The sequence below is a fragment of the Vibrio sp. NH-UV-68 genome (assembly GCF_042940635.1).
Classification (GTDB): domain Bacteria; phylum Pseudomonadota; class Gammaproteobacteria; order Enterobacterales; family Vibrionaceae; genus Vibrio; species Vibrio pacinii.
Window position 1 is genome coordinate 375,843 of sequence record NZ_CP134975.1, and the last position, 24,115, is coordinate 399,957.

Genomic DNA, 24,115 nt, shown 5'->3' on the forward strand with positions numbered 1-24,115 from the left:
ATTTGCGTTTAATCAATAGACGCTGAGATTTCTATTCATCCTAGATTTAAAAACACATAAACTAGTAAATTACTTTTCAAAATGGCTCAGATTAGAATGGAATCAAAACAACGAGCAGTCTCGCGCTTAATTGCTCAAGCGGGACAAATGTTGCTAGCTCATGGTGCTGAGAGTACTTTGGTAGGGGAGCTAATGCACCGTTTTGGTATTGCAGCGGATATGGACGAAGTTGAGGTCTCGCTCTCGGCCAGTTCATTGGTCGTGACGACAGTCGCCAACGGTTTTTGCATCACAACCACTCGGCGTTGCTCGGATAAGGGCATTAATATGCGAGTGGTGACCCAAGTTCAACGGACTTGCATTCTATTAGAGCGCGGAATTATCGATTACGAAATGGCGCAGCGGAGACTAAACACCATCAGTCCAGAACGCTATAACCGTTGGCTTGTCGTGGTAATGATTGGCTTGTCCTGTGCATCATTCAGCCGGCTGGCTGGTGGAGACTGGATGATTTTTGTGATGACCTTTGTTGCCTCTGCTATTGCGATGGTGGTCCGACAAGAAATCGCGCATCGCCATTTTAACCCTTTGTTTAATTTCACGGTTACGGCTTTTGTCGCTACGTTAGTGGCATCGCAAGCCGTCAAGTACGGTATTGGCAATTCTCCCTCTTTAGTGATGGCCTCTTCAGTCCTGCTATTGGTTCCTGGCTTTCCATTGATTAACGCTGCTGCGGATATGTTAAAAGGCTATGTGAACATCGGAATATCTCGTTTTGTTATGGCGAGCTTATTGGTGTTTGCGACGAGCTTGGGAATTGTTGCAGCAATGAACCTAGCGGACGTGTGGGAGTGGGTAATATGAGTTTTTTCGATCTTTTCCTAGGTTTAATCCACGACATGTTCTTTGCTGCGATTCCTGCGGTTGGTTTTGCACTGGTTTTTAATGTGCCGCAAAAGGCTTTACTGTACTGTGCATTTGGCGGAGCATTGGGGCATGGTTCACGCTATCTTATGATGCATTTTGGTATCCCGATCGAGTGGGCGACTTTCTTCGCAGCCATCATTGTGAGTATGGCTGGTGTACATTTATCTCGCCGTTTTCTGGCACACCCTAAAGTATTTACTGTCGCTTCTTTAATTCCCATGATTCCTGGGGTATTTGCTTACAAAGCGATGATTGCCTTAGTAGAGCTAAATCATGTTGGATACAGCCCAGAGTTGGTGGCGATGCTGATGGAAAACTTTTTGAAGGCGATGTTTATTATTGCAGGGCTTGCGGTTGGCTTAGCAATGCCGGGATTGTTATTCTATCGCCGTAAACCGATAGTTTAAGCCCTTAGGAGTAAAGAGATGATCATCAGTATGATCGCCGCTATGGCACAAGATCGTGTTATTGGCAAAGACAATCAGATGCCATGGCATTTGCCGGCAGATTTCGCATGGTTTAAACGCTGTACGATGGGCAAACCTGTGGTGATGGGGCGAAAAACGTACCAGTCGATTGGTCGTCCATTACCAGGACGCCAGAACATTGTCATTAGCCGAGATGCGACGCTTGAAATTGATGGCGTCACCACCGTCACGTCGATTGAGCAAGCATTACTGGCAGCTGGTGACGTTGAAGAAGTTATGATCATTGGTGGTGGCGCCATCTATCAAGCCTGTTTAGCACAAGCGAGTAAGTTGTATGTGACTTTTATCGATGCTCAAATTGAGGGTGATACACAATTCCCTGAGTGGGGCGATGAGTTTACAGAGACTTATTGTGAACACTATACGGCTGATCAAAATAACGCGTTCAATATGCGCTTTGTCGTCTTAGAGAGAATAGACACGCTTTAGCACTCACTCGTTGTCACGGATTTGGGTTTCTTGGTGATATGAAAAAGGGTTGGCGTACTACCGCCAACCCTGATACGACTCTCACCTATCGCTGCTATACCAGCGCGGGTTGAGTGAAAAAAGTTTTGTCGTCCCAACGTAGCATCGTCAGACTGCCACCCCAAACACACCCCGTATCTAGTCCAATCACATCGTTATTTTGATAACCTTCGAGCGCCGCCCAGTGACCAAAAATGACGGTTTTGGTCAGCGGTATGCGTTGCTCCACTTCAAACCAAGGTTGTAAGCCTTCATCTTTGACTTTATTTGGCGGTAGTTTACACGCCATATCTAAGCGGCCGTCGGCGGCGCAAAAGCGCATTCTGGTAAAAGCATTAATGATATAGCGATAGCGTTCAATGCCTTTGAGCTTATCATGCCAACGATCAGGTTGGTTGGCGTACATGTTTTCAATTAGCCAACGCCACTCTTTACCATGCAGTATTGCTTCAACTTCTTTGGCGGCCGAACGTGCTTGGTCTAATGACCACTGCGGAGAAATCCCTGCATGACACATCACAAACTGCTCATGCTCTGCAAGTAGCGGTTGTTTACGTAGCCATTTAAGCAGCTCTTTTTTGTCCGGAGCTGACAAAATTGCAGCAGTTCGATCTTTGTCTTTGGCTTTAAACAAGCCTAAAGAGACCGCGAGCAAATGAAGATCATGGTTACCCAAGACTATTTTGACACTTTTTCCGAGCGACTTGAGGTAACGCAGTACGTCGAGTGACTTTGGTCCTCTGGCGACCAAATCCCCTGCAACCCAAAGGGTATCTTTTTTGGGCTTGAATTTGACTTTATCCAGCAGTAAGAGCAGTTCGTCCAGACAACCTTGTAGGTCGCCTACAATATATGTTGCCACGGCGTGTACCTAATTAAGAATATTGGGAATGGCGAGTCTAAAGGGATCGATCTCAGCGATGAACTCATTACCTTCACTGTCTTGCAGAATGTATTGACCTTGCATTACGCCGACAGGAGTTTCAATCACGGTACCGCTGTTGTAAGTGTATTCGTCTCCAGCGTCAATGTGAGGCTGTTGGCCGACAACCCCTTCACCTTCAACGGTCATTTGTTTGCCGTTGGCATCGGTAATTAACCAGCGGCGACTAAGCAGTTGCACGGTTTGTTGACTGAGGTTTTTTATCGTGATGATGTAAGCAAAAACGTAGCGTTTAGCGTCAGGGTGAGATTGTTCAGGGATGTATTTACTGTGTACTTGGACTTTTATGCAAGGGGTAGTTGTCATGTAAACTCCTATGAAAAGTCAAAAAAGGTGATAAGCCATCGACCTATCACCTCTCTCTCTATTGATTGGCGTCTAACCAGTTCGCCATGGCGACAAACTGTTGTAGTGTCAGGTTTTCAGGACGCATTCCAGGATCGATACCTAACTCTTCCAGTGTCTCAGCGGCAATTAAGCCTTTGTAACAGTTGCGGATCGTTTTACGGCGTTGGTTAAAGCCTTCACGACAGACACGATCGAGGCACTTGAAGTTAGTGACTGGGTGTGGAAGTACTTCATAAGGCACAAGACGTACCACCGCAGAGTCAACTTTTGGTGGTGGTATAAAGGCGGTTGGTGGCACTTCAAGCACTGGCACGACTTTACAGAAATATTGCGCCATAACCGTTAAACGGCCATACGCTTTTGTTCCCGGCCCTGCGGCTAAACGGTTGACCACCTCTTTTTGCAACATAAAGTGCATATCTTGAATGTCTTTATGAAATTCAAAAAGGTGGAACATTAGAGGGGTAGAAATATTGTACGGCAAGTTACCGAAAATACGCAGCTTGTTGTTTGGCTGAACCAATTGAGTAAAGTCGAAGCGCATGGCATCGCCTTCGTGAATCGTTAGCTTGTTGCCTAAATCTGGATGATTACGCAAGCGTTCAGCAAGATCACGGTCAAGCTCGATAACAGTAAATTTATCGACTTCTTTACCGACAGGTTCGGTAATGGCGCCAAGGCCCGGGCCAATCTCAACTAAGTTTTGACCAGGTCTTGGGTTAATTGCAGAGACAATACCATCAATGATATAAGGATCATTCAGGAAGTTTTGACCAAAGCGTTTTCTCGCCTTGTGCCCTAAGTGGACATCGTTTCTCATAATACTCTCAAGTTAATTGGTTTTCTTATCGACCAGCTCAATCGCATGAGCTAGAGCCGTTCTGAAGCTTCCTGTATCCGCATTGCCAGTCCCTGCAAGGTCGAGTGCGGTGCCGTGATCAACGGAGGTCCTAATAAATGGTAGACCCAAAGTGATATTCACAGAGCGCCCAAAACCTTTATATTTTAATACAGGAAGTACTTGATCGTGGTACATCCCGAGTACAGCGTCTGCCTCTTCAAGATATTTTTCGTTGAAGATGGTGTCGGCAGGAAGTGGGCCAATTAAATTATAGCCCTTTTGCTGACTTATTTTTTCCAGCGTTGGTGTGATGGTTTCTATCTCTTCCTTGCCTAAGCAGCCATCTTCACCTGCATGCGGATTTAACCCACACACATAAATTCTTGGTGATGGAATTGCAAACTTATCGACTAAGTCTTGATGGAGAATGTCGATGACTTTTTCAAGTCTTTCCGCCGTCACCGCTTTGGATACATAAGCCAGCGGAATATGAGTGGTCACCAAAGCGACGCGTAGCCCTTCTGTTGCTAGCATCATTACCACAAGTGGGGTATTGGACTTTTCAGCAAAAAACTCCGTGTGGCCACTAAAGGCAACCCCTGCACGGTTAATCACCCCTTTATGCACAGGGCCGGTGACAATAGCATCAAATTCACCATTCATACAGCCTAAAGCGGCTCTTTCTAGGGATTTTAATACGTAGTGACCGTTGGTTTCATCCAACTCGCCAGCAGTGACGGCAGAGGTTAGCGCAACATGATCAACAACCAGTGATCCCGCTTTTTGCGGCGTAATTGCGCTATCGGCTTGGTAATCAAGCAGTTCGACGTCAATACCCAATTGTTGGGCGCGTTGGGCAAGCAAGTTTTTATCGGCACAGACAACGATTTGATGTGTCCAATTTTCTTTTGAAAGCGCGAGGACGAGATCTGGACCAATACCTGCGGGCTCACCTGCGGTGACGATAATACGTTTAACGCTCATCTTCATCACTCACAACTTCAACGAAGGCGCTGGCACGCATTTCTTGCAACCAAGCACTCGCTTCTTCGTTAAACTTACGGTTAAACAAAATGCGATAGGCTTTGTTTTTCATGGCGGAATCGGTTCTATCGACTTCTCGGCGATCGAGTACTTCAACAATGTGCCAGCCATGGACTGTTTTAAATGGTTCGCTGATTTGCCCGACGGGTAAGGTATCAACCTGATGCTTAAATTCAGGCACGTACAGATCGGAGGTTTGGTAACCGAGTTCACCGTCTTGCGCAGCAGAGCCAGGATCTTGGCTGTATTGTTGCGCCATTTCAGCGAAGGTTGTTTCGCCTGCGCTAATGCGCGCAATGATCTCGTTGAGTTCTTTTTTGACGCCGTCGTCACTGAGAATAACCGTAGGCTTGATCAGTATATGTCGTGCATTGATCTCAGTCACCGCGACAGTTTCTAGCCCTTTAGCATCTTCAATTTTTAGAATGTGGAAGCCAACGCCGCTGCGAAATGGACCAATGATGCTGCCTTTATTTTGTAGTTTGATTTGATCTGCAAAGATGGTCGGCATCTCTTCTTTTCGCATCCAACCCCAATCACCACCTTGGAGCGCTTTTGGACCTTTCGAGTAGGTATAGGCCATAGTGCTAAAGTCTGCACCATCATTGAGTTTGCTAACTAGCTCTTGTGCTTGAGCTTGGATCGTTTCTTTATTGTCACCATCATTAACACGTAATTGGATATGGCCAATCTTGTATTGCACCGTAGCGTTGGTTTCTTGAGCCAATAAGTTGGCTAAGTTATCAACTTCGGCAGGTAAAATATTAATGCGTTGTCTGACTAAGGCATTGCGTGCTTCACTCGCCGCGATCTCTTTACGAATTTGTTCACGAAACTCAGCGTAGCTCAGCCCTTCTTGCTCAATTGAAGCGCTTAATTGCTCAACGGTTTGCTGATTATTGGTGGCGATTTCGTTTATCGCATCATTGAGACGATTGTCATCAATTCGCACGCCAATACGATCGGCTTCCTGTTGCTGGATGGTATCGACAATCAGTTTTTCCATGACCTGCTCACGGAGTATGTCTTCCTCAGGCAAAGCTTGTCCGTTCTTTTTCGAGTTGGCCTTAAGGGTCTGAATCGATGCATTGATGTCGCTTTGTAAAACCACACCGTCATTGACGATCACTGCGATCTTATCTAGCGCCACGGGTTCAGCGTAGGCAGTGGTGAGGCCACTGAGCGCAAATAAAGCCACTAAAGTCTGTTTCCAAAATCTCATTGAGAATCCTATAAATCTATCTTACCTGCTGATATAGACAGCAAGTATCGTCATTAGTTGTTTAAGAAGAAAGGTCGGCCGTAACCTAAAGAGTTCCCGGCACCATCTAATCCTGCTAAACCAGAGCCAGCGCCAATCTGAGTACCAAAGCCAATAATACCGAAGTTAAGGCTAAAGTTATTCTCGTACAGTGGTGTTGCTGTGGTGGTATTAATGTAGTCACCATTCCAACTCTGGAGCTGATTGCTGTAAGTAAAGCCGATATACCAACAATCAGAGGTGTAGTTGAGACGGGCTAGCCATTCAAGGGCTTCATCTGTGGTCAGGTCATAGAAATACTGAGCGCTCGCATTCCAGTTTCTTGATATCTGGTAGCCCGCCAAAAGACCAGCCTGCGAAATCCCTTCTGGTGTAATACTGTCAATATTAAAGTCGACCGTATTATCGATGTACTCTTTAGTGACATAGCGGTAGTTACCTTGCACATAACCACCATTGAAGCGGTACTCTAAGGTGCTATTACCCAATTGGACTTCATTGCTATCAATGTCGTATTGGATACCACCGTGGTAAAACAGGTAGTCATCGTAGTTAAAGTCAACTTCTACCGCCCACGCCGAGTAATTGGAAGGAGAGTCGCTCTGTGAGTCAATACGCTCTGTCACATCTAAGTAGATAATCTGGCCAAACGAAATGTTTAGGCGCTCTTTAAATCCGTCATCAAAGAAGCGTGTTGATGCCCCGTAGCTAAATTGGTTGGCTGCGGCAATTTCATCGACGCCACTGTATTTGCGACTCCGGAATAAACCGTAGTAATCGGTCTGCAGCAAGGTGGTATCGTATTTGGCAATATTGCTTTGGTTTTGTTTCGGTACGTACAGATACTGAACCTGAGGCTCTAGGGTTTGGGTATAGTTATCAAACACCACAGTATCACGTTCTAATACAATCCCCGCATGCGAACGAAACTCGGGAATGACACGTGAGACATTTTTTTCTAGGCCATAGTATGGGTTATCGTTAGTCCCGTCATGGTTATTATCAATAAACGAGGTATCAACGCCATCTAACTCCTGTTGATAATAGGTACCTAGTAAGCGCGCTTCTGTGGTCCATGTGCCCCAAGTGGTGCCAACAGGAGCCGTCAATCCTGGCTCGATATGTACCCGAGTCGCAGAGGGCTTGCCTTTGGCGTCAGTATCAAAACGTGAGATATGACTGACCATATCAAAGTCAAGATAGCGCATTAGCTCTGGTGCGTAGTAATTGTACTCAAGCTGAGGCAGCAATCGATAAGGTAAATTATTACTGCTTGTCAGTACTTGAAAGTCACGAGCAAGAATCGAAGCATCCCAGTTCGCAGAGCGGTAGGTCGCTTGCATTTCTTGCACCAGTTGACCATCTTCACGATTACCAATGCTTGAGTCGATATCTGAGAAATAGCGTATATCACTGACTTTGGAATAATCGCCCTCAAATTTCCAGTTTTGTTGAAATATCCCCGAGTGTTGCCATTGAAAACCCCAACGATCGCCGAGTTCTGGGTACTTCTTATCGTCCTGTAAGTATTCGGATTTTATGTTGCCGTAACCCAAATCAGACAGATAGCGAAATTCACTATTTAACTGGGTTCCGCGCTCTTGCATATATTTGAAGGTGGTTTCTAAATCGTAGTTGGGTGCCAAGTTCCAATAAACCGGCACTTCCATTTCGAAACCATCACTGGAGCCGTAAGAGACGGTTGGGTATAGGAAGCCCGTTTTACGAGTGTCGCCAATTGGAACGGTTAAAAACGGCAAATAGAATATCGGGACATTGGCAATTTCAAAGCGTGGGTTGTAGAACGTCGCTTCTTCTTCATTCTGATCGATATCGATACTGGAAGCGCGCATACGCCATGACTTGTCACCTTCAGGACACGAGGTAATTGTACCATCTTCAATTTCATAAACGGCTTTGCCCGTTTTCGCGACATAGACGGCTTGACCGCGTCCAGGCTCGCACAAAAATTGATAGTTGGTATTCTCAAGTGTTACTTCTTCGGTATTAAGGTTGTTGGTCGCTTTGTCAGAAATGGTCTTGACTTCACCATCGCTGAACACCACATTACCTTCAGCGACAACAATGTTTTCTTGTTGATGCATGGTCACGTAATCCGCTTGCATGCGTTTTTTACCTTGCACCACCACAACATTACCGCGGTAGGTTGCCTTATCTCCATTAATCGCCTCTAGACTGTCCGCTTCGACATTGACTGGAAGTTGATTTGGGTTTTCTGGCTCAGGTTCGTTGATCAAACATTGATCTATAGCGGGCAGTTCCTGCACACTATCATCTAACATAGTTTCAGCTTGAGTCTGAGACACTAAAAATGCAGCACTGATCGAAGCGGCTAACAAGGTGCGAGGAAAAAGTGACATCGAGTTTTACTATCCTGTTGAACTTGATATATCCGGTGAATAGGTGACCGAATGAAAATAAAACGGTCCTTATCATAAAGTAATTTGTAGCTAACAGCACTATCAGACCGCGTTACGATGTAAAAATTCATAGATTGAGAGCACATAATGCATATTTTTGGCAAAATTCTTGGCGCATTTTTTGGCTTACTATTGGGTGGGCCGTTGGGTGCATTATTCGGCCTGTTTATTGGTCACCAATTCGATAAAGCACGTCGCTTGCGTCAAGCGGGTTTTAATTCTGGATTTGGTGGTGGCCCGAGCCAAACCGAGCGTCAGGAAGAGTTCTTTAAAGCAGCGTTTGCGGTGATGGGGCATGTGGCTAAAGCCAAAGGCCAAGTGACTCGTGAAGAGATTCAGCTTGCAACCATGATGATGGATCGAATGAACCTGCATGGTGAACAGCGTCGTTCCGCTCAAGAGGCTTTTCGTGAAGGAAAAGAGTCTGGTTTTCCATTGGAAACCGTGTTGGAGCGAGTACGCATTTCGTCAAGTGGTCGTTTTGACTTAATCCAGTTTTTCTTAGAACTACAGATATCAGCCGCTTTTGCTGATGGTGAGCTGCATCCGAGCGAACGCAATGTACTGCATAAGATTGCACGCGGACTGGGATTTTCATCTGATCAGTTAGAGCAGCGTTTGCGCATGCAAGAAGCCGCATTTCGTTTCCAACAGGGCGGTTTTTCTGGATCGGGGCAAGGCCAGTCTCATCAGTCGAATGGTGGTTGGCAACAGGCAACGAGCGCTGACCAGTTGAGTAATGCTTATAAATCACTTGGCATTGATAGTAGTGCGGATGCAAAAACGATTAAGCGTGCTTACCGCAAGCTTATGAATGAACATCACCCTGATAAACTGATGGCCAAAGGTCTGCCTCCAGAGATGATGAACGTCGCGAAAGAGAAAGCACAAGAAATTCAAAATGCATATGATTTGATAAAGAAAAGTAAGAACTTCTAGCGTCTGTTTTGAGTAACGCATCACGAGCGTGAACGTTTTTATGTCTTGTTAGGGATAAAGATAAAATAGGGCGATGAAAGCTAAAAAGGCGCAGTAGGAGTTAACCTGCTGCGCCTTTTTAAATTTGGTGGCCCCTCGCAGACTTGAACTGCGGACCAATCGATTATGAGTCGACTGCTCTAACCACTGAGCTAAGGGGCCGTTAGGGGATTGATTATAGGGGATGAGGATCTAGCTGTCTAGCCAGTAGATAGGGTAAATGCGCTTAGATTTTATCCACTTAAATCTAATAGAGACAAAAAAGGTGAGCTGTTGCTCACCTTTTAATCAATTGTGCTAAATCACAAGCTGTGATTACTCGTCAAGGAAGCTGCGCAGAGTTTCTGAGCGGCTAGGGTGACGAAGCTTACGCAGTGCTTTTGCTTCGATTTGACGAATACGTTCACGGGTTACGTCGAACTGCTTACCTACTTCTTCCAAAGTATGATCAGTGTTCATATCGATGCCAAAACGCATACGCAGTACTTTAGCTTCACGAGGCGTTAAACCCGCTAGAACGTCTTTGGTTGCCACTCTGAGACTGGTTGAAGTCGCGGAGTCTAATGGCAGTTCTAGAGTGGTATCCTCGATGAAATCACCAAGATGCGAATCTTCGTCGTCACCGATAGGTGTCTCCATAGAGATTGGCTCTTTAGCAATTTTCAGGACCTTACGGATCTTATCCTCTGGCATTTGCATACGCTCAGCCAGTTCTTCCGGTAACGGCTCGCGTCCCATCTCTTGTAGCATTTGACGCGAGATACGGTTGAGCTTGTTGATCGTTTCGATCATGTGCACCGGAATACGGATGGTGCGTGCTTGGTCTGCAATTGAGCGCGTGATCGCCTGACGAATCCACCAAGTAGCATAGGTCGAGAACTTGTAACCACGACGATATTCGAACTTATCTACCGCTTTCATCAGACCGATGTTACCTTCTTGAATCAGATCCAAGAATTGTAGACCACGGTTGGTGTACTTTTTAGCGATAGAAATAACCAAACGTAAGTTCGCTTCAACCATCTCTTTCTTCGCACGGCGAGCTTTCGCTTCACCGATAGACATACGACGGCTGATGTCTTTAATGTTTTGTACCGTTAAAGACGTCTCTTTTTCGATCACTTTCAGTTTGGCGATTGAACGACGAATATCTTCTTCGCTACGGCGGATTTTTTCTGCATACGGTTTATCCGATGCAAGAATCTCATCTAACCAAGCTTCACTCGATTCATTACCAGTGAATAGGGTAATGAATGATTTCTTCGGCATCTTACCGTACTCAACGGTCGCCTTCATGATCAGGCGCTCTTGGGTACGGACACGTTCCATCGACTTACGCAGCTCGTTTACTAAGTAATCAAACTGTTTTGGTGTTAGACGGAACTCTTTAAATACGTCAATAACAAGCTCGTGCGCGATTTGCGCTTTCGGGCTTTCTCTACCGTATTCGTTGCACGCTAACTGATAGTTCTGGAATGTGTTACGCAGCGATGTGAATTTCTCAAGAGCAAGCTCAGGATCGATACCTGTATCTTCCTCTTCTTCATCCTCATCGTCTTCTTCCTTATCTTCCTCTTCCTTATCTTCATCTTTCAGATCAGACTCAGCGAGTTCCGAACCGATATGAGTCGCAGTTGGTGCTGCAGTTTCATCGGCATCAGGATCGACAAAGCCATTGATAAGGTCAGTAAGGCGTAGCTCTTCGGCTTGAACTTTATCAAACTGTTCAAGAATATATGGGATAGTGCCCGGATACTCCGCAACCGCATTTTGAACTTGGTTAATACCATCTTCAATACGCTTGGCGATATCGATCTCGCCTTCACGAGTCAATAGCTCAACTGTACCCATTTCACGCATGTACATGCGCACAGGGTCAGTGGTGCGGCCGATTTCACTTTCTACGCTTGAAAGCGCAGCTGCAGCCGCTTCGGCCGCATCTTCATCGGTGATTGTATCGTCATCGTTCAGTGCTAGGTCATCGGCGTCAGGAGCAGTTTCTACTACTCGGATGCCCATGTCGTTAATCATCTGAATGATATCTTCGACCTGCTCTGAATCGACAATTTCTGCCGGCAGATGATCGTTTACTTCTGCGTATGTCAGATAGCCCTGTTCCTTGCCTTTAATGACAAGTTGTTTTAGCTGTGACTGCGGATTTTGATCCATAGACGGTATCCAACTTAGTATCTGGTGAAGGAATTAGTATGCGAGTTGCAAACCACACATCATAACAAATTTATTTATTGCTGACTAATCGAACAGGGTTACGCTTTTAAATCTAGCATTAGTGCTAGCAGCTCCCTTCTCTCTTCGGTTGATAAACCGACACTTCTTTCTTTGGCCTGCAGGTTTTCAATTTGTTTTTCAACGCATTGGGCAAGTATCTTGTCCAATGAATCTAAAAATATATCTTGCTCGTTGTCGTCGTCGAGGGGGATTTCCCACCCTGCAAGACGCGACATTAGTGCTTCGTGGCGACTATTTCGCCAATACTCAAGTAACTGGCCTGTAGTGATATTGGGATGCTGATGACAATATTCAAGCACTTCCACAAATAAACTTAATCCTGGTACTGATAATTCTCTTACGCTAGAGAGGTCTGGTACCATTTCAGCATAGCTCGGATTTTGAATAAGCAAAGTGACCACTTGTCGCATTGGTGTACGTTTGATCTCTTTGTGCGGTTGAGATCGAGTTACGCCGTGTTTGTTGCGTGACTGGCGTAAGCGGTTATCAAAGCCTGTCCGCTCATCAAGCAATTTCTCTAATAGCTCTTGGAAGTACGGATCGGGAATTTTCTCGATCAATGCACTCGCGTGTGCGCGAAGAGCCGATTTACCTTCGTTACTGCCAAGATTCAGTTGATGAATCTCAATCAGGTTATCAAACAGATAGTTCGAGAGTGGCGTTGCTTGCTCTATTTGTTGTTCGAAAGCTTCTTTTCCATGTTGGCGCACATAACTGTCAGGATCTTCGCCATCTGGCAAAAAAAGGAACTTGAGTGTGTTACCAGTTTTAAGATACTGCAACGCATTTTCTAATGCTCGCCAAGCCGCTTCTTTACCCGCTCGGTCACCATCGTAGCAACACACGACCGTATTGGTTTGGCGGAACAAGAGCTGGATATGATCACCCGTTGTTGAGGTGCCCAGTGAAGCCACGGAGTAATCGACCCCATATTGCGCCAGCGCCACCACATCCATATAACCTTCTACGACTAAAATCTGTTTCGGCTCGCGATGCGCTTGCATCACTTCATACAGGCCGTATAGCTCTTTGCCTTTGTGAAATATCGGTGTTTCAGGTGAGTTAAGATATTTTGGTGTGCCATCGCCAATCACGCGGCCACCAAAACCAATCACTCGGCCGCGGCGGTCATGAATCGGGAACATCACCCGACCGCGAAAACGGTCATAGCGATTGCCTTTGTCGTTTTCAATCAGCATACCGCCGGAAACGAGCATCTCTTGCGTCTGTGGGGTTTGACCAAAGTTCTTACGTACCAGATCCCATTCATCCGCCACATAACCGATGCCAAACTTTTGCACAATTTGTCCAGAAAGGCCGCGTTGTTTTAGATACTCGATGGCCACCTTACTGTTCGGTTGTTTAAGCTGATCGCGATAAAACTGTGCAATGCTGCCCATCAAGTCGTAAAGATTTCGTTTCTGCTCGGAATTGACTTGGGGTTGGTTCGTGTTGAAGTCGCCACCTTGGCGCTGCTCACGAGGAACATCAAGCCCTAGAAATGAGGCGAGTTCTTCAATGGCTTCGACAAAATCAAGGCGTTCGTACTCCATCATAAAGTCGATGGCGTTGCCGTGCACACCACAGCCAAAACAATGGTAGAACTGTTTTTCTTGCGAGACACTAAATGATGGTGTTTTTTCGTTATGGAAAGGGCAGCAAGCGCCGTAGTTCTTGCCTTTTTTCTTAAGTTTTACGCGAGCGTCGACAATGTCGACAATATCAAGTCGAGCGAGGAGGTCATCAATGAAACTTCGAGGGATGTGTCCTGCCATAAAACCTTAGAAAAACGCACTAACTATCAAAAAACATCGAAAGGGTAGATACAAACAAGCCGTGCATTCCAAAGGAGAGCACGGCTTGTTGCAATTGGGTTGGGAGGTTAAGCCAATTTAGCGCGAACTAAACCGCTTACTTTACCCATGTCTGCACGCCCTTGAATCTGAGGCTTGAGAATAGCCATTACTTTACCCATGTCTTGCATGCCCGCTGCGCCAGATTCAGTCATTGCACTGTCAATGAGTGTTGCGACTTCTTCTTCGCTAAGTGGTTGAGGCATAAAGTCCTCAAGTATCGTAATTTCTGCTTTCTCAGCATCGGCTAAATCTTGACGATTCGCTGATTCATATTGAGCGACAGAATCGCGACGTTGTTTAACCATTTTAGTCAGCACGGCAAGAATGTCGTCATCGCCCAGAGTAATCCGTTCGTCGACTTCACGTTGCTTAATCGCTGCTAAGGCTAAACGAATAGTACCAAGGCGCATTTTGTCCTTGGCTTTCATCGCTAATTTTTGCTCTTCTTTGAGCTTGTCAATAAGAGCCATAACTATAATCCTTTTGGACTTAGTTATTAGTACAGGCGAACGCGACGAGCGTTTTCGCGAGCAAGCTTCTTAGCGTGACGCTTTTGAGCTGCTGCTTTAGCGCGTTTGCGAACTGTAGTTGGTTTTTCATAGTGCTCACGACGACGCACTTCAGAAAGGATACCTGCTTTTTCGCAAGAGCGCTTGAAACGACGTAGTGCAACGTCGAACGGTTCGTTTTCACGTACTTTAACTACTGGCATATGCCTTTCACCTCAGGGGTTATTCGTTAACGCTGGTAACTTAGTGGACTGAACTAAATATTTTTCAGTCATAACCAGCTTGATCAAAAATGGTGCGGAATTTTAATCTGATCACACTAGCTTTGTAAAGTATTTTGTTGGGTAGAGTTTGCACAAAATTTGTTTGCAAAGCAAAGGCGCGGTAAGATTGCGCCAATTTTGAATTAAACACAGAAACATCCAAGGTAAACCATGCGCATTATTGGTATCGAAACCTCTTGTGATGAAACAGGAATTGCCATTTACGACGATGAGAAAGGCTTACTTTCCCATCAGCTTTACAGTCAAGTAAAGCTGCACGCTGACTACGGCGGTGTAGTCCCGGAACTGGCTTCCCGTGATCACGTTAAAAAGACCATCCCTCTTATTAAGGCGGCCATGGCACAAGCGAACTTAACGCCGCAAGATATCGATGGTGTCGCTTACACCGCAGGACCTGGCTTGGTCGGTGCCTTGTTAGTTGGCGCAACGATTGGTCGCAGCCTTGCTTACGCATGGGGCGTGCCGGCAGTACCAGTGCACCATATGGAAGGGCATTTGTTGGCTCCAATGCTTGAAGACAATCCGCCGCCTTTTCCATTTGTTGCGGTCTTGGTGTCGGGTGGCCACTCTATGATGGTGGAAGTTAAAGGCATTGGTGAGTACAAAATTTTAGGTGAGTCGATTGATGATGCGGCCGGTGAAGCGTTTGATAAAACCGCTAAGCTGATGGGGCTAGATTACCCCGGTGGCCCGTTATTATCTAAGTTGGCTGAGAAAGGCACTCCGGGTCGCTTTAAATTCCCACGCCCAATGACAGATCGTCCTGGTTTGGATATGAGCTTCTCGGGGCTGAAAACCTTTACGGCCAATACGATTGCTGCCAATGATGATAGCGAACAAACGCGCGCAGATATTGCACTAGCGTTTGAAGAGGCAGTCTGTGCCACGTTAACCATTAAATGTAAGCGTGCATTAGAACAAACTGGCCTTAAGCGCATCGTGATTGCTGGTGGGGTGAGTGCTAACCGTCGTCTGCGTTCTGACCTTGAGCAGCTAGCAAAGAAAATTGGTGGTGAAGTCTATTACCCGCGCACTGAATTTTGTACCGACAATGGTGCAATGATTGCGTATGCAGGTATGCAACGTCTGAAAAATGGTGAAGTGGCCGATCTTGCTGTACAAGCAACGCCACGTTGGCCAATTGACCAGTTGGAGCCGATTGGTTAATCGGTTGTCATGATAAATAGGGTCGCCTTTATGGCGACTTTTTAACGCTTAGCGTTACCGTCAGATGAAATGAGTGAAAGAAGAAATGAATAAGTTTGCCGTTGATGGAGGCGAAATGGCCTACCTAGATGTAGGGCAAGGCCCCGTGGTTGTATTTGGCCATAGCTACCTTTGGGATAGTGCAATGTGGGCACCACAAGTTGCAGCCTTGAGTCAAGATTATCGCTGTATCGTGCCAGAACTGTGGGCTCATGGTCAGTCTGATTATTGTCCTGCGACAACACGTTCACTACAGGATTATGCGGCGCAAGTACTTGCCTTGCTCGACCATTTAAGCATTGAAAACTTCTCAGTGGTTGGTCTGTCAGTCGGCGGCATGTGGGGCACTGAGCTGGTGACGTTAGCGCCTGAGCGAGTGCAATCACTGGTTTTAATGGACACCTTTGTCGGTCTTGAACCAGAGGTGACGCACGCCAAGTATTTTTCAATGCTAGAGACTATCTCTGATCTACAGGCCGTTCCTGAGCCGATGGTTGCGGCAATCACGCCACTGTTTTTCGCCAATAACGTTGAGCAAGATAACCCGCAGCTTGCCAAGCGCTTTGCACAACAATTGGCAGAGTTAAAAGGCGAGAGTGCGGTCGAAGTCGCGCGTGTGGGGCGAATGGTGTTTGGTCGTCGCGATCAGATTGACGAGGTTGAAAAGTTTGCGTTGCCAGTATTGATAGCGGTTGGTCAAGAAGATAAACCACGCCCAGTGCTTGAGTCTTATCTGATGCATGATTGTATTTCAGGCTCAGAGCTGATTCAGATCCCTAAAGCAGGGCACATCTCTAATCTCGAGCAGCCTGAATTTGTCACTCAGATGCTTAAGCGCTTTTTGACACGTGTCTACGCGTAGATGATGTCGATGTAAAACAAAAGCCTTGCTATGAGGCTTTTTTTAATCCGCTTTTCTTGGCGCCAACCTTAGGTTCAGTCCCTTCAAACAGCCGCTTAATATTTTGATGATGGCGAAAGACAATCAGGCAGCACAACATCGCGACGGGAAGCGTGTATTGCGGTTTGACCATCCAAGTGTAAAAGGGAGCAAGTAACACCGTGATGATCGCAGCCAACGATGAGTAGCGGAATAAAAACGCCACCCCAATCCAAGTTGCAATGATCATCGCACTAAGATCGAGCCCGATTGGCGCGATTGCACCGAGTGCGGTTGCCACACCTTTCCCGCCTTTAAAATGGAAAAAAATCGGATACATGTGGCCCAAACAGGCCGCGATGGCGACGATGCCTAAAATGATTGGTTCAATATTTAAAAAATAGCCGCCCCAGACCGGAATTGTGCCTTTGAGCATGTCACACAGCAGCACTGCGACGGCCGCCTTTTTGCCACCAATTCGCAGCACATTAGTTGCGCCAGGGTTATTTGAGCCCACACCACGTGGATCGGGTAAGCGTAGTACCCGACAGATCAATACCGCACTTGAGATCGAGCCCAAGAGGTAGGCGAAAATGATCATGATCAGTGCTAATGGGGTCATAGTAGAGTAACTCGTCTGAAACAGGTGTTAGCCAAGCAAGTAACTGATATCATAACGCGCCTGACACTCTCAAACCATGGCAGTGGCCGAGTTTGAGCAACAAATAGTACGACTTTTTACCCCTCTTGGGTATCCGACCTGTAAAGGAAGACACACATGGATAAAGTATTTATCGAGCAATTAGAAGTCATTACCACCATTGGTGTTTACGATTGGGAGCAACAGATTAAGCAAAAGTTAGTGCTTGATTTAGAAATGGCTCACGACAACCGACCAGCGGGTAAAAGTGATGATGTTGTTGATGCTCTCGATTATTCGCAGGTCAGCCAAGCGGTACTGAGTCACATCGAACAAGGTCGCTTTCTATTGGTTGAACGAGTCGCCGAAGAGGTGGCAGAGCTTATCATGACGCGCTTTAATGTGCCTTGGATTAAAATTCGTCTGACCAAACCAGGCGCGGTACCACAAGCCAAAGGGGTTGGGGTTGTCATCGAGCGAGGTCAGCTATGATCACAACCTATATTGGGGTTGGGTCAAACATACAACGGCGTAAACACATTGCAGCTGCTATTGATGAACTCAGTGGGATCGGCGAGCAGTTGCGTCTTTCGACGATATTTGAGTGTGAGGCAGTCGGTTTTGACAGCCAAGCGTTTTATAACCTCGTTGTTGAAATGAAAACGCCACTGAGCTTAGCCGAATTTGCCAAGCAGTTACGTACTATCGAGCAGAAATTGGGGCGGGCTGACAATGCCAGCAAGTTTGAGCCGAGAACCTTAGATCTCGATATTATTCTGTTTGGCGAGCAAGTGAGTGCATCGCAACCAGAGCTGCCTCGTAGTGACATATTTCACTATGCTTTCGTGCTTGAGCCACTCTACGAGCTTTGTCCACAACGGGTAGTCCCCGCAGATGGACGCAATATCGCTCAAATCAGGCAACAAACGAATTTTGATACCACCCTCACTCCAGTTCCACTGTGGTTTAGCTATTAATTAATGAGATTGTGATGAGTTATTTTGAAGCCTTTGTCCTTGCTTTAATTCAAGGGCTAACCGAGTTTTTGCCCATTTCTAGCTCTGCCCACCTGATTTTGCCTTCGGCGATCTTAGGTTGGGAAGATCAGGGCTTAGCGTTTGATGTTGCCGTTCATGTCGGTACTCTGTTGGCGGTAATGATCTATTTCCGTCATGAAGTGGTGAGTTTACTGCGGGCGTTTTTTGCGTCGATATTTAATGGCGATCGGAGCAAAGAAGCCAAGTTGGCGTGGATGATCCTATTGGCCACCATTCCAGCGTGTGTATTTGGCTTGTTGATGAAAGATTTCATAGAGCTTTATCTGCGCAGTGCGTGGGTGATTGCCACCACGACAATCGTATTTGGCTTATTGCTTTGGTACGTTGATAAGAAAGCCACGCTGACCGATGATGAGTATCAAGCGGATTGGAAAAAAGCGTTATTCATTGGTATCAGCCAAGCCATCGCGATGATCCCTGGCACGTCGCGTTCTGGGGCCACCATCACCGCTGCGCTGTATCTTGGCTTTACTCGCGAGGCTGCCGCTCGCTTTTCTTTCTTAATGTCGATCCCTATTATCCTTCTTGCGGGAGGGTATCTTGGCCTTAAATTGGTCACCAGCGGAGAACCGATTCATATTGGCTTTCTCATGACAGGGATCGTGACGTCATTTATTAGTGCTTACATTTGTATTCACTTTTTCCTTAAGCTGATTTCGCGAATGGGGATGACGCCATTCGTGATTTATCGTTTGATATTAGGTGGCGCTTTGTTTGCGTTCCTATTGATCAATTAAGCGCATAATCTTAACCAAGGCCACACAGTGCAATCTCGCGCCAGCAGTGACATTGTGATATATATGTGGTCTTTCTATTCTCTCTGCTTAGATTGACGATATGCGAATTTTTGCTCTGTTATTAACCCTGATTTTAGGCTGGCTACAATATGAATTGTGGCTAGGTAAAAATGGTATTGTCGATTTTCAAGCGGTCAATGCTGAAACCCAAGTTCAGCATCAAGTGAATAGCAACCTTCAAACACGTAATGATGAAATGTTCGCTGAAATTGACGATCTGCGCCAAGGGCTCGACGCGATTGAAGAGCGAGCAAGGCACGAACTTGGAATGGTCAAAGACGGTGAAACCTTTTATCGAATTATCGGTGAGGATAATTAAATGCTAACGCCTTTTTCACTGGTTGCGATTGTTCCTGCTGCGGGGGTCGGTAGCCGTATGAAAGCGGATCGACCTAAGCAATATCTTACTATCGAAGGTAAAACGGTTCTCGAACATACCGTTGAGAAACTGCTTTCGCACCCTAAGGTTGGGCAAGTTGTCATTGCAGTGACCGATGGTGATCCCTATTTTGCTGAGCTATCGCTAGCAAGTCGTCCCGATGTGGTCCAAGTTTCAGGTGGCAAAGAGCGCGCTGACTCGGTGTTATCGGCGCTTAACTATGTGCAAGCGCAACAAACGTCAGAGTGGGTAATGGTGCACGATGCCGCCCGGCCGTGTATCACTTTGGCCGATATTGACAACTTAATCGATCAATCGCTAGCAAACGCGAATGGCGCTATTCTTGCTGCCCCCGTGCGAGATACGATGAAACGTGCCAATGGTCAGCAAAAGATCGATCATACCGTTGATAGGGAAGCACTATGGCATGCACTGACGCCACAAATGTTTAAAACTCAAATGCTCTTTGATGCTTTATCTGGCGCATTAGCGCAAGGCGTCGCCATTACCGATGAAGCCTCGGCTATCGAGTGGCTAGGCCATTGTCCTGCACTGGTCCAAGGGAGAGCGGACAATATCAAAATAACCCAACCGGAAGATTTGGCGTTGGCTGAGTTTTATCTCAACAAAAACAAAGGATAACTCATGATTCGAATTGGTCACGGCTTCGATGTCCACAAATTTGGTGGTCAAGGCCCCGTCATTATCGGCGGAGTTGCCATTCCTTATACGCAAGGTCTTATCGCGCATTCTGATGGCGATGTGGCGTTGCATGCGTTGTGTGATGCCTTGTTAGGCGCGATTGCCGCTGGCGACATTGGCCGTCATTTTCCAGATACCGATGATAAATGGAAGGGGGCAGACAGCCGCGCTCTACTTCGGGATGTGTATCGTCGTGTGCGTGAACAAGGCTATAAGTTGGGTAATGCGGATATCACCATTATCGCTCAAGCGCCTAAAATGGCACCGCACATTGAGGCGATGTGCCAAGTCATTGCTGAGGATTTAGATACCGAACTCGGTAACATCAATGTCAAAGCCACCACCACTGAAAAACTTGGCTTTACTGGCCGTAAAGAAGGCATTGCAACCGAAGCGGTTGTGTTGCTCATTAAAAAATAACTTGAGTTGCCCTCTGTTTGTGGCACGGAACTGAATTATGTCTGATCTTTTATCATCACTGGCGTACCTCCATGGTAAGCCAAGCGCAACAGGTAAGCTCAAAGCCAAGCCTGAGCATTTCCAAGTTAGCGAAAACTTAGGCTTTGACTTTACTGGTCAAGGCGAGCACCTGATGGTGCGCATTCGCAAAACAGGCGAAAACACCAGCTTTGTTGCTAATGAACTCGCTAAAGTTTGTGGCGTAAAATCCAAAGATGTGAGTTGGGCCGGCCTGAAAGATCGCCATGCTGTGACTGAGCAGTGGCTAAGTGTGCATTTGCCGAAAGGGGAAACACCCGATTTTAGAGCCTTCCTCGCTCAGTACCCAAGTATCGAAATCCTAGCCACTGACCGACATAATAAAAAGCTCCGTCCTGGTGACTTAGTCGGTAACCAATTTGTCGTGACGTTGTCTGAAGTTTCAGACGTGGAAGATGTGGTTCAGCGCTTGGCGTTGATTAAGCAAAACGGTGTACCGAATTACTTTGGTAGTCAGCGTTTTGGTAACAACGGCAATAACCTTGTAGAGGCGAGACGTTGGGGACGTGACAATGTTCGCACTCGTAACCAGAACCAGCGTAGCTTGTACCTTTCGGCGGCACGTTCATGGATCTTTAACGCCATCGTTTCGGCGCGTATTGAGCAAACGGTGTTTACTCAGGCGGTTGTCGGTGATGTGGTGGTGAAGCAAGCTGAGCAATTGCCAGTGACTGCAGACTCGTTAGAGTCGATCAATCAGCAACTTTTGCAGCGTGAGTTAAGCTTAACGGCGGCGCTTGCAGGGGACAATGCTTTGCCAACCACAGAGCAAGCTCTCGCAATTGAGCAGCCGCACCTAGACGCTGAACCGGATTTAATGGCCTTAATTTGTTCTAATCGTATGCGCCATGAGCGCCGTGAAGTGGCATTATTTCCTCAACAATTGAGTTGGCAAGTCTCGGGTGATGAAATTTGCTTACAGTTTGCGCTTGATGCAGGCTGTTTTGCCACGGCGATTGTACGTGAGCTTATCGAAGAAATCGCCGTGGAGCGTCACTATTAATGAGCGATAAACGATTGAAAATACTCATCAGTAATGATGATGGTGTGCATGCCGAGGGGATACATGCCTTGGCTGACTCCCTGCGAGATATGGCCGACGTGACGATTGTAGCTCCTGACAGAAATCGCTCTGGCGCTTCCAACTCGCTCACTTTAGAGCAACCATTGAGAGTTAATCAAATTGCGCCTAATGTCTATTCAGTGCAGGGCACGCCGACAGACTGTGTCCATTTTGCGCTCAATGAATTGATGAAAGATAACTTACCTGATTTGGTATTGGCTGGCGTCAATCATGGCGCTAACCTCGGTGACGATGTGCTCTATTCAGGAACGGTGGCGGCAGCAATGGAAGGCCACTTTCTTGGCGTACAGGCGATGGCTTTTTCACTGGTTGGCAAACAGCACTTTGCGACGGCTGCAGCAGTGGCTCGTCAATTGGTGTCTCAACACTCTGTATCGCCGATACCAACCAATCGGTTGTTGAACGTCAATATTCCTGATGTAGCATTGGCAGATCTCAAACCGACACAGATCACTCGATTGGGTGCGCGTCATCACGCAGAAGCGATGATTAAGCAGCAAGACCCGCGAGGCCATGATATTTATTGGTTAGGTCCTCCGGGTAAAGAGCAAGATGCTGGTGAAGGGACTGATTTTTATGCCATTGAGCACGGCAGCGTCTCGATTACACCACTACAGGTTGATTTAACCGCGCACGAATCGCTTTCAAGTATGGATAATTGGTTAAAGGAAAAATAACAATGGCAAACCCACATGCGGACAGATTAATCGACTTTCTTGTCGCGAGTGGCATTCAAGATCAGCAAGTGTTAGATGCCATCTATCGTTTGCCTCGAGAACAATTTGTTTCTCAGGCAATGATGCACCAAGCGTATGATAATAACGCGTTGCCGATCGGACAAGGACAGACGATTTCTCAGCCATACATTGTGGCTAAAATGACCGAGATGCTTGGTTTAGACCGAACGAGCCAAGTGCTGGAAGTTGGTACTGGATCAGGCTATCAGACGGCGGTTCTCGCTCAGTTAGTTGACCATGTTTATTCGGTTGAACGAATTAAAGCTCTGCAGTGGGAAGCGAAGCGTCGTCTTAAGCAGCTTGATATCTACAATGTTTCAACCAAGCACGGTGATGGTTGGCAAGGATGGGCGGCGAAAGGGCCATTTGATGCGATCATTGTGACTGCGGCTGCCGAATCGGTGCCTTCAGCGCTACTTGAACAGCTAAGTGAGGGCGGAGTAATGATGATTCCTGTCGGAACCGCTGAACAAAATCTGTATAAGATCACGCGTCATGGTGATGAGTACCAATCTGAATTAATTGAAATGGTTCGATTCGTTCCTTTAATTGCAGGTGACCTCGCGTAGCCATGAAGTTTCTTTCTTTGCCGTTATTATTGGTGGTGTTCTCCAGTGTGCTGGTTGGCTGCGCTGCCCACTCACCTGCGCCAGTTTCAGGGTTAAAGAAAGACTACAGCTCGGTTGCTCGTGGGAGCTATCGCGGCAGTTATTATCAGGTAGAAAAGGGCGACACGCTCTATTTTATCGCTTACGTCACAGACAAAGATGTAAATGATCTGATTCGTTACAATGGTTTAAAAAAGCCTTACACGATAAAACCAGGTCAGAAGCTAAAGTTGTGGCAGCCTGCCTATAATCCGCCAGCCTTTGGTGGAACTGGTGCGGGTGGCGTCGTAGCGGCGGCGGCGATACCTGCGACATCAACACCAAGTAAAAAAACCACTCAGAAAACCAGCATAAGTAGTACAAAAAATACCCAAAAACCGATCAAAAAAGAATCAATAAAGAAGGTTGATCAATCGAAATCAAAAGAGTATGTTGGAGTTAATGGTAAACAAAATGTTAACAAAAACGTCAGTGAGCCTAAACAGAATAACAATAAAATTTCCAAATGGTTATGGCCAACGAAAGGGAGAGTAATCAAACAGTTTTCTGCTGGAGACCAAGGGAACAAAGGGATTGATATCGCAGGACAGCGAGGCCAATCCATCGTCTCAACAGCAGGTGGCACCGTCGTTTATTCAGGCAATGCGCTACGTGGTTACGGTAATCTCGTGATAATCAAACATAACGACAATTACCTCAGTGCATATGCACACAATGATAGGTTGCTCGTACACGAAGGACAGAGTGTAAAAGCCGGCCAAAAGATTGCGACAATGGGCAGCTCAGGAACGTCCAGTATTCGATTGCACTTTGAAATTCGCTATCAAGGTAAGTCAGTGAATCCAAATCGCTACTTACCGTAAAAATTTACTTATTATAGTAATATGG

General features: G+C 46.5%; 27 protein-coding genes and 1 tRNA gene. 16 read left to right on the forward strand and 12 right to left on the reverse strand.

Translation table 11 applies throughout. The features are described 5' to 3' along the window. The first annotated feature begins 96 nt into the window (after positions 1 to 96). From ViNHUV68_RS01860 to folA, 3 genes are read left to right on the forward strand one after another with little or no spacing between them, the layout of a single operon-like run. Entirely contained in the window at positions 97 to 864 is a 768-nt protein-coding gene (locus ViNHUV68_RS01860) for a threonine/serine exporter family protein (RefSeq protein WP_038173700.1), read from the forward strand. Then, positions 861 to 1,334 (forward strand): threonine/serine exporter family protein, encoded by a 474-nt coding sequence (locus tag ViNHUV68_RS01865; protein ID WP_391089055.1) that lies wholly within the window; start codon positions 861 to 863, stop codon positions 1,332 to 1,334. Before ViNHUV68_RS01860 ends, ViNHUV68_RS01865 begins: the two co-directional genes overlap by 4 nt. An 18-nt stretch (positions 1,335 to 1,352) precedes the next feature. Then, positions 1,353 to 1,844 (forward strand): type 3 dihydrofolate reductase, encoded by a 492-nt coding sequence (gene folA, locus ViNHUV68_RS01870; protein ID WP_391089057.1) that lies wholly within the window; start codon positions 1,353 to 1,355, stop codon positions 1,842 to 1,844. Positions 1,845 to 1,938: 94 nt separating this feature from the next. Here folA and apaH read toward each other — a convergent pair whose 3' ends face one another. From apaH to lptD, 6 genes are read right to left on the reverse strand one after another with little or no spacing between them, the layout of a single operon-like run. Next, positions 1,939 to 2,745, reverse strand: a complete 807-nt coding sequence (gene apaH / locus ViNHUV68_RS01875) for a bis(5'-nucleosyl)-tetraphosphatase (symmetrical) ApaH (protein WP_038173704.1) — start codon at positions 2,743 to 2,745, stop codon at positions 1,939 to 1,941. Positions 2,746 to 2,754: 9 nt separating this feature from the next. Further along, the gene (apaG, locus tag ViNHUV68_RS01880) at positions 2,755 to 3,132 is read right to left on the reverse strand and encodes a Co2+/Mg2+ efflux protein ApaG (RefSeq protein ID WP_038173705.1); all 378 of its coding nucleotides are present in this window, start codon (positions 3,130 to 3,132) and stop codon (positions 2,755 to 2,757) included. Positions 3,133 to 3,190: 58 nt separating this feature from the next. Further along, positions 3,191 to 3,994, reverse strand: coding sequence for a 16S rRNA (adenine(1518)-N(6)/adenine(1519)-N(6))-dimethyltransferase RsmA (rsmA, locus tag ViNHUV68_RS01885; RefSeq protein WP_391089059.1), 804 nt, complete (start codon positions 3,992 to 3,994; stop codon positions 3,191 to 3,193). Between the two features lie 12 nt (positions 3,995 to 4,006). Then, complete coding sequence (gene pdxA / locus ViNHUV68_RS01890; RefSeq protein WP_038173708.1) at positions 4,007 to 4,999, reverse strand: 4-hydroxythreonine-4-phosphate dehydrogenase PdxA; 993 nt, start codon at positions 4,997 to 4,999, stop codon at positions 4,007 to 4,009. Beyond that, positions 4,989 to 6,281, reverse strand: coding sequence for a peptidylprolyl isomerase SurA (gene surA / locus ViNHUV68_RS01895; RefSeq protein ID WP_391089061.1), 1,293 nt, complete (start codon positions 6,279 to 6,281; stop codon positions 4,989 to 4,991). Before surA ends, pdxA begins: the two co-directional genes overlap by 11 nt. 53 nt (positions 6,282 to 6,334) lie before the next feature. Continuing rightward, complete coding sequence (gene lptD, locus ViNHUV68_RS01900; protein WP_391089063.1) at positions 6,335 to 8,701, reverse strand: LPS assembly protein LptD; 2,367 nt, start codon at positions 8,699 to 8,701, stop codon at positions 6,335 to 6,337. A 147-nt stretch (positions 8,702 to 8,848) separates the two neighbouring features. Between lptD and djlA the strand changes: the two genes are divergently transcribed. After that, positions 8,849 to 9,700: a co-chaperone DjlA gene (gene djlA, locus ViNHUV68_RS01905; RefSeq protein ID WP_038173712.1), complete on the forward strand. Its 852-nt coding sequence runs from the start codon at positions 8,849 to 8,851 to the stop codon at positions 9,698 to 9,700. Between the two features lie 125 nt (positions 9,701 to 9,825). Here djlA and ViNHUV68_RS01910 read toward each other — a convergent pair. The 5 genes from ViNHUV68_RS01910 to rpsU all read right to left on the reverse strand — a co-directional run bounded on the left by ViNHUV68_RS01910 (position 9,826) and on the right by rpsU (position 14,557). Beyond that, positions 9,826 to 9,901: transfer RNA gene (locus ViNHUV68_RS01910), tRNA-Ile, on the reverse strand. 153 nt (positions 9,902 to 10,054) lie between these two features. Then, complete coding sequence (gene rpoD, locus ViNHUV68_RS01915; protein ID WP_038173794.1) at positions 10,055 to 11,908, reverse strand: RNA polymerase sigma factor RpoD; 1,854 nt, start codon at positions 11,906 to 11,908, stop codon at positions 10,055 to 10,057. A 98-nt stretch (positions 11,909 to 12,006) separates the two neighbouring features. After that, positions 12,007 to 13,764: a DNA primase gene (dnaG, locus tag ViNHUV68_RS01920; protein WP_038173796.1), complete on the reverse strand. Its 1,758-nt coding sequence runs from the start codon at positions 13,762 to 13,764 to the stop codon at positions 12,007 to 12,009. A gap of 107 nt (positions 13,765 to 13,871) precedes the next feature. Beyond that, positions 13,872 to 14,315, reverse strand: a complete 444-nt coding sequence (locus tag ViNHUV68_RS01925; protein ID WP_038173798.1) for a GatB/YqeY domain-containing protein — start codon at positions 14,313 to 14,315, stop codon at positions 13,872 to 13,874. Between the two features lie 26 nt (positions 14,316 to 14,341). Then, a complete protein-coding gene (gene rpsU, locus ViNHUV68_RS01930; RefSeq protein WP_001145625.1) occupies positions 14,342 to 14,557 on the reverse strand; it encodes a 30S ribosomal protein S21 in 216 nt (71 codons plus the stop codon). A 231-nt stretch (positions 14,558 to 14,788) separates the two neighbouring features. On the opposite strand from rpsU, the gene tsaD reads away from it, so the two are divergent. Both tsaD and ViNHUV68_RS01940 read left to right on the forward strand, forming a co-directional pair. Beyond that, positions 14,789 to 15,805: a tRNA (adenosine(37)-N6)-threonylcarbamoyltransferase complex transferase subunit TsaD gene (gene tsaD / locus ViNHUV68_RS01935; RefSeq protein WP_038173799.1), complete on the forward strand. Its 1,017-nt coding sequence runs from the start codon at positions 14,789 to 14,791 to the stop codon at positions 15,803 to 15,805. Between the two features lie 85 nt (positions 15,806 to 15,890). Then, entirely contained in the window at positions 15,891 to 16,706 is an 816-nt protein-coding gene (locus ViNHUV68_RS01940; protein WP_038173800.1) for an alpha/beta fold hydrolase, read from the forward strand. Between the two features lie 28 nt (positions 16,707 to 16,734). Here ViNHUV68_RS01940 and plsY read toward each other — a convergent pair whose 3' ends face one another. Next, positions 16,735 to 17,346 (reverse strand): glycerol-3-phosphate 1-O-acyltransferase PlsY, encoded by a 612-nt coding sequence (plsY, locus tag ViNHUV68_RS01945; protein WP_038173801.1) that lies wholly within the window; start codon positions 17,344 to 17,346, stop codon positions 16,735 to 16,737. Between the two features lie 156 nt (positions 17,347 to 17,502). Here plsY and folB point away from each other — a divergent pair, with 156 nt between their 5' ends. The 10 genes from folB to ViNHUV68_RS01995 all read left to right on the forward strand — a co-directional run bounded on the left by folB (position 17,503) and on the right by ViNHUV68_RS01995 (position 24,090). Then, positions 17,503 to 17,856 (forward strand): bifunctional dihydroneopterin aldolase/7,8-dihydroneopterin epimerase, encoded by a 354-nt coding sequence (folB, locus tag ViNHUV68_RS01950; protein WP_038173803.1) that lies wholly within the window; start codon positions 17,503 to 17,505, stop codon positions 17,854 to 17,856. Next, positions 17,853 to 18,341 (forward strand): 2-amino-4-hydroxy-6-hydroxymethyldihydropteridine diphosphokinase, encoded by a 489-nt coding sequence (gene folK, locus ViNHUV68_RS01955; RefSeq protein ID WP_038173807.1) that lies wholly within the window; start codon positions 17,853 to 17,855, stop codon positions 18,339 to 18,341. The genes folB and folK overlap by 4 nt, the downstream gene beginning before the upstream one ends. A gap of 14 nt (positions 18,342 to 18,355) precedes the next feature. After that, a complete protein-coding gene (locus tag ViNHUV68_RS01960) occupies positions 18,356 to 19,159 on the forward strand; it encodes an undecaprenyl-diphosphate phosphatase (RefSeq protein ID WP_038173809.1) in 804 nt (267 codons plus the stop codon). A gap of 100 nt (positions 19,160 to 19,259) precedes the next feature. After that, entirely contained in the window at positions 19,260 to 19,538 is a 279-nt protein-coding gene (gene ftsB / locus ViNHUV68_RS01965; RefSeq protein ID WP_038173810.1) for a cell division protein FtsB, read from the forward strand. Continuing rightward, positions 19,539 to 20,240, forward strand: coding sequence for a 2-C-methyl-D-erythritol 4-phosphate cytidylyltransferase (ispD, locus tag ViNHUV68_RS01970; protein WP_391089067.1), 702 nt, complete (start codon positions 19,539 to 19,541; stop codon positions 20,238 to 20,240). A gap of 3 nt (positions 20,241 to 20,243) precedes the next feature. Next, positions 20,244 to 20,720, forward strand: a complete 477-nt coding sequence (gene ispF, locus ViNHUV68_RS01975; RefSeq protein WP_038173812.1) for a 2-C-methyl-D-erythritol 2,4-cyclodiphosphate synthase — start codon at positions 20,244 to 20,246, stop codon at positions 20,718 to 20,720. A gap of 37 nt (positions 20,721 to 20,757) precedes the next feature. Further along, the gene (gene truD / locus ViNHUV68_RS01980) at positions 20,758 to 21,801 is read left to right on the forward strand and encodes a tRNA pseudouridine(13) synthase TruD (protein WP_391089069.1); all 1,044 of its coding nucleotides are present in this window, start codon (positions 20,758 to 20,760) and stop codon (positions 21,799 to 21,801) included. Further along, on the forward strand, positions 21,801 to 22,559 hold the full coding sequence (gene surE / locus ViNHUV68_RS01985) for a 5'/3'-nucleotidase SurE (RefSeq protein ID WP_038173814.1): 759 nt from the start codon (positions 21,801 to 21,803) through the stop codon (positions 22,557 to 22,559). Before truD ends, surE begins: the two co-directional genes overlap by 1 nt. Before the next feature lie 2 nt (positions 22,560 to 22,561). Next, entirely contained in the window at positions 22,562 to 23,188 is a 627-nt protein-coding gene (locus ViNHUV68_RS01990; protein ID WP_038173815.1) for a protein-L-isoaspartate(D-aspartate) O-methyltransferase, read from the forward strand. Between the two features lie 2 nt (positions 23,189 to 23,190). Next, a complete protein-coding gene (locus ViNHUV68_RS01995; RefSeq protein WP_391089071.1) occupies positions 23,191 to 24,090 on the forward strand; it encodes a peptidoglycan DD-metalloendopeptidase family protein in 900 nt (299 codons plus the stop codon). Positions 24,091 to 24,115 lie beyond the last annotated feature (25 nt).

What these genes read in the sequence shown, in the direction of transcription:
- ViNHUV68_RS01860 (WP_038173700.1), top strand. Translation starts at nt 97, where the DNA reads ATGGAATCAAAACAACGAGCAGTCTCGCGCTTAATTGCTCAAGCGGGA.
- ViNHUV68_RS01865 (WP_391089055.1), top strand. Translation starts at nt 861, where the DNA reads ATGAGTTTTTTCGATCTTTTCCTAGGTTTAATCCACGACATGTTCTTT.
- folA (WP_391089057.1), top strand. Translation starts at nt 1,353, where the DNA reads ATGATCATCAGTATGATCGCCGCTATGGCACAAGATCGTGTTATTGGC.
- apaG (WP_038173705.1), bottom strand. Translation starts at nt 3,132, where the DNA reads ATGACAACTACCCCTTGCATAAAAGTCCAAGTACACAGTAAATACATC.
- rsmA (WP_391089059.1), bottom strand. Translation starts at nt 3,994, where the DNA reads ATGAGAAACGATGTCCACTTAGGGCACAAGGCGAGAAAACGCTTTGGT.
- pdxA (WP_038173708.1), bottom strand. Translation starts at nt 4,999, where the DNA reads ATGAGCGTTAAACGTATTATCGTCACCGCAGGTGAGCCCGCAGGTATT.
- surA (WP_391089061.1), bottom strand. Translation starts at nt 6,281, where the DNA reads ATGAGATTTTGGAAACAGACTTTAGTGGCTTTATTTGCGCTCAGTGGC.
- lptD (WP_391089063.1), bottom strand. Translation starts at nt 8,701, where the DNA reads ATGTCACTTTTTCCTCGCACCTTGTTAGCCGCTTCGATCAGTGCTGCA.
- djlA (WP_038173712.1), top strand. Translation starts at nt 8,849, where the DNA reads ATGCATATTTTTGGCAAAATTCTTGGCGCATTTTTTGGCTTACTATTG.
- rpoD (WP_038173794.1), bottom strand. Translation starts at nt 11,908, where the DNA reads ATGGATCAAAATCCGCAGTCACAGCTAAAACAACTTGTCATTAAAGGC.
- dnaG (WP_038173796.1), bottom strand. Translation starts at nt 13,764, where the DNA reads ATGGCAGGACACATCCCTCGAAGTTTCATTGATGACCTCCTCGCTCGA.
- ViNHUV68_RS01925 (WP_038173798.1), bottom strand. Translation starts at nt 14,315, where the DNA reads ATGGCTCTTATTGACAAGCTCAAAGAAGAGCAAAAATTAGCGATGAAA.
- rpsU (WP_001145625.1), bottom strand. Translation starts at nt 14,557, where the DNA reads ATGCCAGTAGTTAAAGTACGTGAAAACGAACCGTTCGACGTTGCACTA.
- tsaD (WP_038173799.1), top strand. Translation starts at nt 14,789, where the DNA reads ATGCGCATTATTGGTATCGAAACCTCTTGTGATGAAACAGGAATTGCC.
- ViNHUV68_RS01940 (WP_038173800.1), top strand. Translation starts at nt 15,891, where the DNA reads ATGAATAAGTTTGCCGTTGATGGAGGCGAAATGGCCTACCTAGATGTA.
- plsY (WP_038173801.1), bottom strand. Translation starts at nt 17,346, where the DNA reads ATGACCCCATTAGCACTGATCATGATCATTTTCGCCTACCTCTTGGGC.
- folB (WP_038173803.1), top strand. Translation starts at nt 17,503, where the DNA reads ATGGATAAAGTATTTATCGAGCAATTAGAAGTCATTACCACCATTGGT.
- folK (WP_038173807.1), top strand. Translation starts at nt 17,853, where the DNA reads ATGATCACAACCTATATTGGGGTTGGGTCAAACATACAACGGCGTAAA.
- ViNHUV68_RS01960 (WP_038173809.1), top strand. Translation starts at nt 18,356, where the DNA reads ATGAGTTATTTTGAAGCCTTTGTCCTTGCTTTAATTCAAGGGCTAACC.
- ftsB (WP_038173810.1), top strand. Translation starts at nt 19,260, where the DNA reads ATGCGAATTTTTGCTCTGTTATTAACCCTGATTTTAGGCTGGCTACAA.
- ispD (WP_391089067.1), top strand. Translation starts at nt 19,539, where the DNA reads ATGCTAACGCCTTTTTCACTGGTTGCGATTGTTCCTGCTGCGGGGGTC.
- ispF (WP_038173812.1), top strand. Translation starts at nt 20,244, where the DNA reads ATGATTCGAATTGGTCACGGCTTCGATGTCCACAAATTTGGTGGTCAA.
- truD (WP_391089069.1), top strand. Translation starts at nt 20,758, where the DNA reads ATGTCTGATCTTTTATCATCACTGGCGTACCTCCATGGTAAGCCAAGC.
- surE (WP_038173814.1), top strand. Translation starts at nt 21,801, where the DNA reads ATGAGCGATAAACGATTGAAAATACTCATCAGTAATGATGATGGTGTG.
- ViNHUV68_RS01990 (WP_038173815.1), top strand. Translation starts at nt 22,562, where the DNA reads ATGGCAAACCCACATGCGGACAGATTAATCGACTTTCTTGTCGCGAGT.
- ViNHUV68_RS01995 (WP_391089071.1), top strand. Translation starts at nt 23,191, where the DNA reads ATGAAGTTTCTTTCTTTGCCGTTATTATTGGTGGTGTTCTCCAGTGTG.